The organism is Pseudomonas sp. NDM (genome assembly GCF_003105095.1).
Lineage (GTDB): Bacteria > Pseudomonadota > Gammaproteobacteria > Pseudomonadales > Pseudomonadaceae > Aquipseudomonas > Aquipseudomonas moraviensis_A.
On the sequence record NZ_QETJ01000014.1, the window covers coordinates 60,602 to 72,078 of the forward strand.

The 11,477-nt window shown below is 60.1% G+C and carries 9 protein-coding genes; 3 read left to right on the forward strand and 6 right to left on the reverse strand.

Features of this window, described 5'->3' with window-relative positions; genetic code table 11:
• Nucleotides 1-51: 51 nt before the first annotated feature.
• Together DCO47_RS05870 and DCO47_RS05875 are read right to left on the reverse strand one after the other, a co-directional pair.
• Complete coding sequence (locus tag DCO47_RS05870; protein WP_116657699.1) at nt 52-792, reverse strand: bifunctional 2-polyprenyl-6-hydroxyphenol methylase/3-demethylubiquinol 3-O-methyltransferase UbiG; 741 nt, start codon at nt 790-792, stop codon at nt 52-54.
• Between the two features lie 46 nt (nt 793-838).
• Nucleotides 839-1,513, reverse strand: a complete 675-nt coding sequence (locus DCO47_RS05875; protein WP_218279813.1) for a glutathione S-transferase family protein — start codon at nt 1,511-1,513, stop codon at nt 839-841.
• 153 nt (nt 1,514-1,666) lie between these two features.
• Between DCO47_RS05875 and DCO47_RS05880 the strand changes: the two genes are divergently transcribed.
• Nucleotides 1,667-2,683: an AraC family transcriptional regulator gene (locus tag DCO47_RS05880; protein WP_116657700.1), complete on the forward strand. Its 1,017-nt coding sequence runs from the start codon at nt 1,667-1,669 to the stop codon at nt 2,681-2,683.
• A gap of 79 nt (nt 2,684-2,762) precedes the next feature.
• On the opposite strand, the gene DCO47_RS05885 is transcribed toward DCO47_RS05880, so the two are convergent.
• The 3 genes from DCO47_RS05885 to DCO47_RS05895 all read right to left on the reverse strand — a co-directional run bounded on the left by DCO47_RS05885 (nt 2,763) and on the right by DCO47_RS05895 (nt 6,755).
• Nucleotides 2,763-5,153, reverse strand: coding sequence for a TonB-dependent siderophore receptor (locus DCO47_RS05885; protein ID WP_116657701.1), 2,391 nt, complete (start codon nt 5,151-5,153; stop codon nt 2,763-2,765).
• Nucleotides 5,154-5,272: 119 nt separating this feature from the next.
• Entirely contained in the window at nt 5,273-6,253 is a 981-nt protein-coding gene (locus tag DCO47_RS05890) for a FecR domain-containing protein (RefSeq protein WP_116657702.1), read from the reverse strand.
• Nucleotides 6,240-6,755, reverse strand: a complete 516-nt coding sequence (locus DCO47_RS05895) for a sigma-70 family RNA polymerase sigma factor (protein WP_042610403.1) — start codon at nt 6,753-6,755, stop codon at nt 6,240-6,242. Before DCO47_RS05895 ends, DCO47_RS05890 begins: the two co-directional genes overlap by 14 nt.
• Before the next feature lie 179 nt (nt 6,756-6,934).
• On the opposite strand from DCO47_RS05895, the gene DCO47_RS05900 reads away from it, so the two are divergent.
• On the forward strand, nt 6,935-7,918 hold the full coding sequence (locus DCO47_RS05900) for an AraC family transcriptional regulator (RefSeq protein ID WP_064361871.1): 984 nt from the start codon (nt 6,935-6,937) through the stop codon (nt 7,916-7,918).
• Between the two features lie 166 nt (nt 7,919-8,084).
• A complete protein-coding gene (locus tag DCO47_RS05905) occupies nt 8,085-9,212 on the forward strand; it encodes a mechanosensitive ion channel family protein (RefSeq protein ID WP_116657703.1) in 1,128 nt (375 codons plus the stop codon).
• Between the two features lie 127 nt (nt 9,213-9,339).
• On the opposite strand, the gene DCO47_RS05910 is transcribed toward DCO47_RS05905, so the two are convergent.
• Entirely contained in the window at nt 9,340-11,259 is a 1,920-nt protein-coding gene (locus DCO47_RS05910) for a tyrosine-protein phosphatase (RefSeq protein ID WP_116657704.1), read from the reverse strand.
• Nucleotides 11,260-11,477 lie beyond the last annotated feature (218 nt).

The window sequence follows — 11,477 nt, forward strand, 5'->3', positions numbered from 1 at the left end:
AATTACTCTCGCCGACTGCCGCTCTTCGTATCAGATAAAAAAAGACCGAAGTCAATTTTTCCGAGCCCAACTCCCAAACATCACATCCCCAACATAGACGCCTGAAGAGCCTGAACGCTCCTGATCCAGACGCGCCTGCAACGTTTCAATTTCGACCTCTTCTGCACTGGCCACCCCTAACGCAATGATTCGCGGCAAGCACGCTCGAACGATGGCGCCAAGGCTGTAGGGCGCATCAGGCGTTTGTACCAGGCACTCGGCGCGTACGCTTTCCACGGTCAAGCCTGCCTGGGTGAAAATGCCGTGCAGGTTAAACCCGATGTGCAAATCCGCTCCTTCGCGAGCAAGCATTTGCTGTAACCAGCGTTGCGCTCTTTCATGCAAAGGGAAAGGCTCGACGCTGGCAGGCGCCAGCGTCGTATCGTGTTCCTGGAAGACCACGATTCCGCCGGGGCGCAGACACTTCGACAGTGCTCGGATCGTCGCCACCGCATCCTGTTGATACATCAGGACGCGCCTGCCGACAATCGCGTCGAAAGTGCCGATAGAGTCGGGCAATTCCTGGAGGTCTGCCTCGAGAAAAGTCAGCGCATGTCCTGCGCTGCGCTGGCGTGCAATGGCAATCGCAGCGGCGTCGTGATCGACTCCGATGACTTCCCCGTTTTCCACTAGATCACACAGCAGCAAAGAAACATCACCCGAACCGCAGCCTACGTCGAGGATCCGCATTCCTTTGCCGATGCCCGCGTCGATCAGCAAGCGTGTGGTGAAGTCGAGTCGGTTGAGCGGCATTATCAAATTCCCTGAGTTTTGCGAAAAATCATGGCAGGCACGTCAGTCATCTGGCACCCACCAGCGCTTCATCCTTCGCCACCGCACGTTGATAGGCGTCGCGGCTGATCAACCTCTCGGCATAGGCGAGAAATGCAGCTCTGGGCGGCAAAGTTTGCAAGCCTAACCCCCAGCCAATGTGCGAGCCAACATAAACGTCTGCAGCGGTGAAGCGTTCGCCGGCAATAAACGGATGCGCCGATACCGCGCGTTCGAGCTGATCGACCGTGCGCTCATAGCTGCCGTAGCCAAAGAAGAACTCCTGATCCGGCGTCGGGTTGAAACCGGCGCGGTGGTTGGTGACCGCCTGCTCCAGCGGCCCGGCAGCGAAAAACATCCACCGGAAATAAGCGGCGCGCTCCGCTGCCACCGGGGCCAGCCCGGCTTCGGAAAATGCCTCCGCGAGGTACGCACAGATGGCGGCAGTTTCTGTTATGGTTTGCCCGTTATGCACCAGGGCCGGGATCTTTCCCATCGGGTTCACGTCGCGAAAAAAACTGACGCGCCGATCATCAGCGTCGGCCATCGTTGGCACTGCCAGCGCGGCACCACCCCAACGGTCAGCCTGACTGGTCGACTGGTAATCCATGACCACCGTCTCATACGCGCAGCCGATTTCTTCGAGCATCCAGCGCACCATGCGCCCGCGAGAATTGGGGTTGGTATAGAACGTCATCGTCATCGTGAGCTCCTTTTGGCTCGGTGTGTTGACGACAATGGTAAGAGCGCAGCGGTATCAGCCTGTGGGCGCCTTGCGCCAGAATACTTGCAGAACGCGCCATTGGCGGCGCGTTGCATCACGCATCACCGCTATCCTGCGGTTCGGAGCCTGGAAATGCCGCACCATCACACCAGCACCGAGCGGTGTAAATTGCCCAGGGTCTTCTGGGAATCGATAGCGCAGCTGGGCCTGGATCCCTCGTCGATTGAGCAACACGCTCAATTGCCCCGCGACCTGCACCTGAACGAATCGACCTTTGTCAGCACACAGCAGTTATTCGCTGTCTGGAACGCCATTGAGGTGCTTTCGGCAGACCCCGCTTTTGCGATTAAAATGGTTCGCGACACGCCCAGTGCGAAGCACAAAATGGCGTTCATCACGGCGTTATATGCGGCTGATTTTCGCGACGGACTTGCGCGGTTGGCGCGCTTGCAGCGTCTGTGCAGTCCCGACAAGTTATCCATGGTCGAGCGCCAGGGGAGTGTGTCATTCACGACTCAGTGGCCTTCCGGCACGGGGCCGGCGCCCTGTCTTTCTGTGGAAGCGTGTTTTGCCTTGGTACTGGAGCTCGGTCGTCGAGGCAGCGGTGAACACATTGCGCCTCTGTCATTACGCTTGAGACGGCCAAAGCCACCGCTGGAAACTCACTCGGATTATTTCGCATGTCCCATCCGCTACGGCGCCAGTCATGACGAGATGATCGTAAGCGCCTCTGATCTTGATCGGCCGTTTCTGCAACACAATCCGCAGGTGCTGCACATGATGAGTCCCGGCCTCGATGCCGCACTACGCGCGATCGAAGCGCCGCCAGGCTTCTGTGAGCAGGTCATCGAAATACTGAAACGCGCACTGGCGAACGGACGGCCCAGTCTGCAACATCTCGCCCGAGAACTGCTGCAGAGCGAGCGCACACTGCAACGCCGCTTGGCATCCGAGGGTACGACCTTCAATGCACTGCTCAACGAGGCGAGGCGTCAAGTGGGATTTCAGCTACTGGCTGATACAAGCCTGGAGCTTAAAGAGGTGGCCTATCTTCTCGGTTATGAAGACGTCAACTCGTACTATCGGGCCTTCCGGAAGCGAGAAAATGTGTCACCCGGTCAGTGGCGACGCTCAGCGACTCACCCATGACGCTGGCAGGAAGTGCGCTTCGGGCCGAAAGCAGATGCCAGGTGCCCGCAACAAAGCGGGCACCGCATCCTGTATCTGCTTACCAGTTGTAACTCAGTTTGGCGGTAATCTCGCGACCCGGGTTGTAGAAGTTCGCTGTGCCGGAACCGACCACGTGCTGCTCATCCAGCAGGTTGCTGACGTTCACTGCGAGGTCGGTGCCCTTGGCGATCTTGTAGTTGAAAGCGGCGTCGAACAGCGTGGTGCCGTCGCTTTTGCCGGAGTTGGCTGCATCGAAGTAATACGAGCCGACGTAGCGTGCACCCAAGCCCACGCTGACATCAGTGGCGGGCACATCGTAGTAACTCCAGAGCGAAGCGGAATGCTTGGGCGCGATGGAGAACTCGTTCCCCTTGAGGGAACTGCCGTCGTATAACGAACCGCGCAGTACCTCGGACTCCATATAGGAATAGCCACCGATCAGGCTGAGGTTTTGCGTCACCTGCGCCTTGGCCTCCAGGTCGAGGCCACGCGCCCGCGACTCGCCCACTGTCTGCTGCTCAATGATGCCGCTCGGCAGCACCACGGCGATGGTGACGTTTTCCTGAGTCAGGTCATACACGGCGGCGGAGAACAGTGCGTCCATACCCATCGGCGCATACTTCACGCCCACCTCGTACTGCCTGCCTGTCTGCGGTGTCACGCCAACCTGCGGCGGCGATACCGATTCCACCATGCTCACGTAGGTGGACACTTCATCGTTGACGATATAGGTCAACGCACCTCGGTAGGAGGTTTCGGAAAAGGTGTCTTTCTCGGTGGATTGCAAGCCTTTGCTGGTCAGGTCCATCGAGTCGTTGCGCACACCGCCGGTGACGATGAACCGCTCGTAGAACGACAGGTTCTGCTGCAGGAATACGGCCTTGGTGGTCGCGTCTCGCTTGTTGACGGCGTACGGCGTGATCGAGCGTGAAACGCCGGTAAACACGGGATTGGCGATGTCGATCGGCGTCGTCAGGGCGTAGACCGAGCTCTCCTTGGTGGTCGAATCGAGATACTCCACGCCCACCAGGCTGCTGCTGTCGATGTTCTCGAAGCGGGCATCGTATTGCAGCATCAGATTGCCGTTGAACTGGTCGGCATCAGTGTCCGTGCCAAACAGGTATCGATCGACAGTAGTACCGACACGGGCGGCGCTGTCGCTGAGGTACACGTAGCCAAAATCATCGGTCAACTTGCTGTAACGCAGATTGCTGCGCAGTACGAAGCCGTTGTCGAAGTCATGGGTGACGTTACCGCTGAGGCTGGTGCGCTCGACATCGTGGAAGTTGTAGCTGGGCTCACCGTAAAACTTGCTGCGGTCGTATTCCTTGTCCAGCGGATAGCCGCCACTGTTGGGCGAGCTTTCGGTTTTCAGGTAGTCGAGGATCACCGTGGCCGACGTGTAATCGGTCGGTGCCCAGGTGAGACCACCCATAAACAACTGGTTGTCGTCCTGTGAGTGATCGTACTCGCGATCGCTGTTCTGGCCTTTGGCCGTAAAGCGGCCAGCCAGGGTCTTCTCGTCGTTCAGCGCATCCCCCACATCGATGCCTGTCTCGACATGGTCAAAGGAACCGTAGGTCACATAGCCCTGGCCAAATTTTTCGAAGCGCGGCTGTTTGGTCACGAAGTTCACCGAACCGCCCGGGTCCGCTGGGCCAAACAGCGTGGAATTGGCGCCACGCAGAATCTCGATGCGCTCATAGGCGAATGGATCTTCGCGTACGCCACGCATCGAACTCAGGGTCAAGCCGTCACGGTAGGTGGTGGCCTGGAAGCCGCGGATCTGGAAGTAGTCGTTGCGGTCATCCGTCCCGTAGAAATCACTGACCACGCCGGGCGTGTATTGCAGCGCCTCTTCCGTGGTGCTGACGCTGCGCTGTTGCATTTCCTTGTTGGTAACGACTGATACCGATGCCGGTGTATTGAGAATGCTGGTCGCCACTTTGCCACCCACCCAGAGCTCCTTGGCAACCACCGAGTTGGTGTCGTCGTCGGCACTGACCCTGACCTTGGCATTGATGATGAGGGGTGCGAGGCGGTAATCCTCGACATCTGTTGCATCGAGTTCCAGCGGGCCGGCGGTCTTCGCTTGAGGGACCAGCAGATAAGCATTCGGGCCTTGCTGTTCGATCTGCAATTCGCTCCCCTGCAGCAACGATGACAGCGCTGTCGAAGTCTCGAGCGTGCCATTCACGCCAGCAGTGTTGCGGTTCGCAACACTCGCCGCGTCGAAGGAAAGACTGATCCCGGCCTCACGCGCAAAGCGGTCGAGCGCCGGCGCCAATGGGCCGGCAGCAATGTTCCACTGCTTGACCTGATTGCTGTGGTCAGCGCTCGAGGTTTGCGCCAGCGATGGCAATGCGTAGCTGCTCACGATCAAACCGAAAATCGCAGCGTGCATGGCACGGTTCAATGGATGGCGCTGTGAAACCGGGGACGAACTCATTTTCTCGCTCCAAGAAAGGACATCGGCAGACTGGCCTGTATTCCGGCCTTCCTTAGAGGTCGAACGAGAATGAGAAACCACCTCATTATTTTTCACGACACGCGAAAATCCTGATGGCCTCAGGTCGCAGCGGTCACGGTCACCCAATATCGGGTTCGGTAGTCAACGTGCAAGCGCAGTGATTGCGCGATCAATGCCAGGACCTGATCGTTGTCAGCCAGCTGGAAGGTGCCGGAAACGCGGCGATCAGCGACCTCTTCGGCGCAGCGCAATACCCCGGGGCGATAACGCGACAACTCCACGATGAAATCATCGAGGCGCATGTTGCGCGCACTGATCACCCCGTCACCCCAGCTCCATAGATCCAGACCGTTGTCCCTGTACGTTCGGGCGCCACTTGAGGTGAACAGCAGAGGATTGCCCGCTTGGGCGCTGGCGCTCGCAGGGGTTTGACTGGAGCCGGGGAAAACCGTGACTGATCCCTGCTGAGCCGCGACCAGCGTGCCATCGTCACGCTCGCGTACCAGAAAGCGCGAACCATGGGCGCGCATGAGCCCGTCACGGGATTGCACCCAGAACGGTCGCGCTTGAGGCGAGTGTTGATCCGCCCCGACATTCACGATGATTTCACCACGGCGCAGGATGATCAGGCGTCGCTGGGCGTCGAATTCGCTGTCGACGGCGCTATCGCTATTGAGCTGGACAAGGCTGCCATCGTCGAGCTGGAAGCGTCGTAGCTCGCCGGTGCTGCTGCGTTGCTGGGCAAGCATGGCGGGTACGGGCGTGTAGTCCCGGCCAAGCCAGGCGGCCGCGCCGACCGTCGCCAATACGCCCAGGAGCTTCAGGCTTTCCCGCCGACGCATTCCATGGTTGCTGCCTTCGAGGGTTTGTCGGGCCAGTTGAGTGGGTACGCCTGCGAACTCATCCCCAAGCGATTCCACACGCTGCCACGCCAACACATGCTCTGGGCGCTGCTGGAGCCATTGCTCAAAAGCGCGCTGCGTCTGCTCATCGGCTTCATTGAAGCGAAGGCGCACTTGCCATTGGATCGCTTGGTCGACAATGGCCGGATCCAGCGCCTGCGGCTCACGACTCGACATAACGCAAGCGATAGCAGTGTTGCAGGGCCGTGGCCAGGTCGCGTTCCACCGTCGCGCGGGAAACACTCAGTTTTTCGGCGATTTGCGCGCACGTCAGACCGTCGAGACGGGCAAATAAAAACGCTTGGCGAACTCTTGGTTTGAGCAGACCGAGCATGCGGTCTATGCGCTCGAGCGCATCCAGAATCATCAGCCGGCTTTCTTCCGAGGGAACCTCGTGTTGCGGCAGCGACATGACGCTTTCCAGGTAGGCACGTTCGAGTTCACGACGCCGATACTGATCAATCATCAGTCCACGGGCGATGCTGCTCAAATAGGCGCGTGGTTCGCGCAAGGGGCTGGATTGACGCGCCTTGAGCACCCGTACGAAGGTGTCCTGGGCCAGATCTGCTGCATTATCGCGACATCCAGTGCGTCGCATCAGCCAGCCCTGCAACCAGGAGTGGTGGGTGCGATAGAGCAGCCCTAGATCTGCAGTACCTAGTGTTTCGTCGCTACGCATCGGCATCCCGGGACATACATGATTGATAATGAATCGCATTCTACTCATGCGACAGGTCTCAGGTAAATACGTGGCTTCGTCGAAAGCCCACCATGCTCCCGGCCTTGTCACTCAACCGTCACGGCTGCCCCATAGGCTCTACCGATCTCTACCGTTGACCCACGAGCCCGCACTCCAACATGCCGCCAATCGCCATCGCATCCCCAACCCGGCAAAACATCATCCTGCGCTCCGACAATCTCACCTCCTCCGACTTCGGCGCGCTTTTCTCCAGGCTTTTCGGCAATCGTTACGCCGACACTCCACCCCCGCCGTCCAACATCATCATCGGCGGGGTCTACGGGCGGCACGACGGCGTGAGTTTTCGACGTATGCATTACCACGGCGACTTCAGCGTCACCCTCCCCGATCCGCACAACGAAATCACTTTCGTCATCCCCACCGCCGGCAAGATCGTTTTCAACCACGCCACCGAGTCCATCGGTATGGCGCACGTCGGCCTGGCGATCGACAAGGCGGATATCCGTTCGATGCGCTTTGTCGATGATCACGCGCATCACGGCATTTCGGTCAATCGTCAGCAGCTCACCGAGCGTTTGTCTGCGTTGCTGGAGAAACCGATCGTGCAGAAGATCGTGTTTGAGCCGAGCGTGGATCTGAATACGCCGGCATTCCAGGGCCTCAAGGCGTTGATCGATCTGGCTACGGGCACTGAGTTCGATGCGCTGATCAACAGCGGCACGCTGATGCCGTCACGTTTGCGCGAGATGTTGATCGATGCGGTGCTGGAGGCGTGGCCGCACAATTTCACCGAGGCATTACGGGGGCCGGCGCCGTGTGTGGCGCCGCGGCATGTGAAGGTGGCGATGGAGTTTATCCAGGCGCATCCGCAGCAGCTGGTCAGTGGTGTGGACCTGGCGCGGTTGAGCCATGTCAGCCAGCGCGCGTTGCAGGAAGGCTTTCGGCGTTTTGTCGGGATGTCGATCGTGGCGTATCAGCGTCAAGTGCGTTTGCAGCGCGCTTATGAAGCGTTAGCGCGCGGGCATGCGGGCTCCGTGACGGAGGTGGCATTGCGCTTTGGCTTCAGCAATGTCGGGCGCTTTTGTCAGTATTTTCAGAGTGCTTACGGCGTAAGCCCGGCGGAGTTGAAGGCCAGGCGTTGACCATTCGCTCCGGTGAAAACTGCATTTGATTGAACAGCAGGCATCTCAGGGCGACTAACCCCAGACAGGTCGCTTGGCGGCACAGCCATTCAAGCGGCGTTTACCTGGCTGCGGCCGGCGGTGGGCTTCGGTGCCGCGTCGTCGCAGGCTTCGCAAGGGGGTTTCAATGACCGAGGATTTCATCGGCTTTTTCACGACGCACACCATTTTAGGAATTTCATTGGCGAACTGGGTCTTGGCGTTTGTCGCCGCGACACTCAGTTATCTGCTGACTACCACGGCGATCCGTTTCGTTTTCCGCAAGGTGCAGGCGCGGGCCAGCGCCGGCAATGGGCATCTGACGTACATGGCCAGCGAAGTGTTGGCGGCGACCAGCACCACGTTGCTGCTGTTGGCGTCGATCCTGGTCGGCATCGGGTTGCTGGATTTGCCGGAGCGCTGGCTCGGGCGCGTGAGCAGTTTGTGGTTCGTAGTCGCGGCGTTGCAGGTCGGCCTGTGGACCAACCGCGCGCTGGCGCTGGGGCTGCATCGCTATTTCTCGCGGCACAACGCGACCGGCACCTTTCAGGCGAGCGCCCTGGCGACCCTGAGCCTGTGGGGCGTCAAGGTGTTGCTGTGGGCGGTGATTCTGCTGGCGATGCTGTCGAACCTGGGCGTCAACATCACTGCGTTTGTCGCCAGCCTTGGTGTCGGCGGTATCGCCGTGGCGCTGGCGGTGCAGAACATTCTTGGCGACGTTTTTGCCTCGCTGTCGATTGCCGTGGACAAGCCGTTTGAGGTGGGCGATTTCATCGTCGTCGGCACGCTGGCCGGTACGGTCGAGCACGTCGGCCTGAAGACCACACGCATCCGCAGTCTCGGCGGTGAGCAGATTGTCATGGCCAACGCCGACATGATCGGCAGCACCATTCAGAACTACAAACGCTTGCAGGAACGTCGGGTGGTATTCGAGTTTCGTCTGACTTACGAGTGCACCACCGAACAGATCCGCCAGATTACCCAGCGCGTTGAAAGCATCATCAAGAACGAAAAACAGGCGCGCTTCGACCGCTGCCATTTCCGCAGTTTTGGTGAGAGCGCGCTGGAATTCGAGACGGTGTACATCGTTCTGGACGCCAGCTACAACGTCTACATGGACGTGCAGCAACGGATCAACCTGGCAATCATGGAAGCGGTCGCCGAGCTGGACGCGACGTTCGCCTTCCCGGCGCGCACGGTGCATGTCGCCTCGCTGCCCGAGCCCGCCGCGCAGCCGGCACGCACGCAGCAATCGTCGCGGGCGCAGCATGCCTGAGGCGGAAAGTAACCTGTGGCGAGGGAGCTTGCTCCCGCTGGACTGCGCAGCAGCCCCGTCTTTTACAGGGCCGCTTCGCGACCCTACGGGAGCAAGCTCCCTCGCCACAGTGATATGTTCGCCGGGGTTAGAACGCGTAACTGGCCTTGAGCCCGCCATTAAATCCGTGGCTGTCACCGCCACCGTTGGCGCCGACTTCAGCGCCCACACTCAGGGCGCCGAGGTTGGCCATCAGATTAACGCCGCCGCTGAATTGATCGCGGTTATCGAACGCCGCGCGCTGCTCGATATCCAGCCCCAGCAGATGACCTTCGCTGTCGACTTGTTGATCGCCGAGCGCACGTTCATAACCCACGCGAACGCCCGGAACCAACTGCCACGCACCCATCGCCACTGGGGCGAATGACACGTCGAGATGGGCTACGGCGCTGCGCCGGGATTGCTGGATGCCATCGACGTCGAGCGCCAGCTCACTGCCCTTCTCTTTGAAACCTTGCAAGTCGAGATGACTGACGCGAAAGCCCAGGCTCGGTTCGACAATCACCCGGCTGAGCGGTGCGCGGTAACCCAACGCCAAGGTCGCGCCGGTGAGATTGCCGTGGCTGTCGCCCTTGGCTGTGCCGAGGCCACCGCCAAGCTCGCGTTTGCTGTCGTAGTCGACGTAACCGGCGCTGGCGCTAGCGTCGACAAACACGCCGCGTTCGAGGCTGATGAGGCCGTAACGCGCCCCGAGGTTGAGGAAGGTGAAATCAGTGTCGGCCTCGCCACCCGCCCCGCCGACGCTGCCCTTGCTGTAGCCGAAACCGGCCCGCGCGCTGAGTTGTTCGCTGAAGCGCTGGGTAATGCCAAGCATCAGACCCTGGCTGTGTTCGTTACTGCTGTCGGCGTGCGCCGAGCCGTCGGTTCCGAGGTAACTCGCGAGTGCGCTGCTCCAGAGGCGGTATTGGCCGACCTTCAGATCGCTGCCGCTGGCAAAAGCTGCGGCGGCTTGCTCGATCATCGCGTTCTGCCGCAAGAGATAGCTGGCTGCATCCGCATGCACCTGACCGCCGACTTGCGTTTCGACACCGCCCAAGGTGCCGGCGTCGATCGCCGATTGCAGGTAATAGTTGTAGGCGCTGTAGGTGCCGGACAGCTCAGAGTTCTGCAACTGCCGCAGCAACTCAGCGCCAGCGGCGGCATTGCCGATCATCCCGGCCTGCCCCGGCAAGCTGTTGTACTCGACCAGTTTGCCGCGCAGCACATAGATGGTTTCCTGGGACAGACCGAGGCCCTGCTTGAGGTAGTTGTCCATGCTGCCGTACTCGGCGGCGACCTGGTCGAGGCCGGCCTGCAAATAACTGGCCTGCACGCCGAGCAGCGGCTCGTAGACAGCGGCCATGCTCGGCGGCAAGGCTTTCAGAGTCGCAGCGACGCGGGCGGCGGTGTAGTCGTTGGTCGCCAGATAGTTGACCATGATGGTCGCCTCATCGACACCAGCGATGCTCTGCAACACAGCGGCGGTCCAGCCGGTGCGATCCTTGCCGGCGGTGCAGTGAAACAACTGCGCGGCGTCGACACTCGCCAGCTCATTGAACAACTGGCCGAACTGCCCGCGCATGCCGGCATCGCTGACGAACGCACGGTTGGTCTGTTCCATCATCGCCACGGCTTCGGCGGCGCTGCGAAACGAGATGCTGGTGATGTCCGCACCCGAGGTGGTGCTGCCAATGATGTCGATATTGCGATAGGCCGCCCCCGTGATCATCGTGTCCGGCGTAGCGGCGATTTCGCTGGGCGTGCGCAAGTCGTAGATGGCTTTGATGCCCAGACCATTGAGCGTTGCCAGATCCGCCGCCGACGGCGTCAATGCGTTGGAGCGGTAGAACACACCGCTGCGCATGGTCCCGTCGTGGGTCGTGGAATAGGCGGAAGTGATGCCGGCAATGTCGCGAAAGTTGTCGATGCCGGACAAGTGCGGCGTGTCGAGTGCGACAGACTCAGCCGCATTGGCAGCGGCGATGGACAGGCTCAGAACGGACAGCGAACACAGAAGACGTTGGAACACAGTGCAGCCTCATGAAATCAGCGTTGGGCTGGTCACTATGGGCAGGCGAGTGAGAGGCAATATGACAGTTTCGGGCGGCCACGAAATGCCTGCGCGAATGGGCCGTGGGGTGCGTGATCTGTCCAAAAATCTCGAATCCGGCACAAATCCCCTGTAGGAGTGAGCCTGCTCGCGAAAGCGGTGGTTCAGGTTAATTGATGGTGACTGAAACACCGCTA

Excerpts from the sequence above, each read along its gene's own strand:
- DCO47_RS05870 (WP_116657699.1), bottom strand. The coding sequence starts at position 792 with ATGCCGCTCAACCGACTCGACTTCACCACACGCTTGCTGATCGACGCG.
- DCO47_RS05890 (WP_116657702.1), bottom strand. The coding sequence starts at position 6,253 with ATGTCGAGTCGTGAGCCGCAGGCGCTGGATCCGGCCATTGTCGACCAA.
- DCO47_RS05875 (WP_218279813.1), bottom strand. The coding sequence starts at position 1,513 with ATGACGATGACGTTCTATACCAACCCCAATTCTCGCGGGCGCATGGTG.
- DCO47_RS05895 (WP_042610403.1), bottom strand. The coding sequence starts at position 6,755 with ATGCGTAGCGACGAAACACTAGGTACTGCAGATCTAGGGCTGCTCTAT.
- DCO47_RS05885 (WP_116657701.1), bottom strand. The coding sequence starts at position 5,153 with ATGAGTTCGTCCCCGGTTTCACAGCGCCATCCATTGAACCGTGCCATG.
- DCO47_RS05880 (WP_116657700.1), top strand. The coding sequence starts at position 1,667 with ATGCCGCACCATCACACCAGCACCGAGCGGTGTAAATTGCCCAGGGTC.
- DCO47_RS05905 (WP_116657703.1), top strand. The coding sequence starts at position 8,085 with ATGACCGAGGATTTCATCGGCTTTTTCACGACGCACACCATTTTAGGA.
- DCO47_RS05900 (WP_064361871.1), top strand. The coding sequence starts at position 6,935 with ATGCCGCCAATCGCCATCGCATCCCCAACCCGGCAAAACATCATCCTG.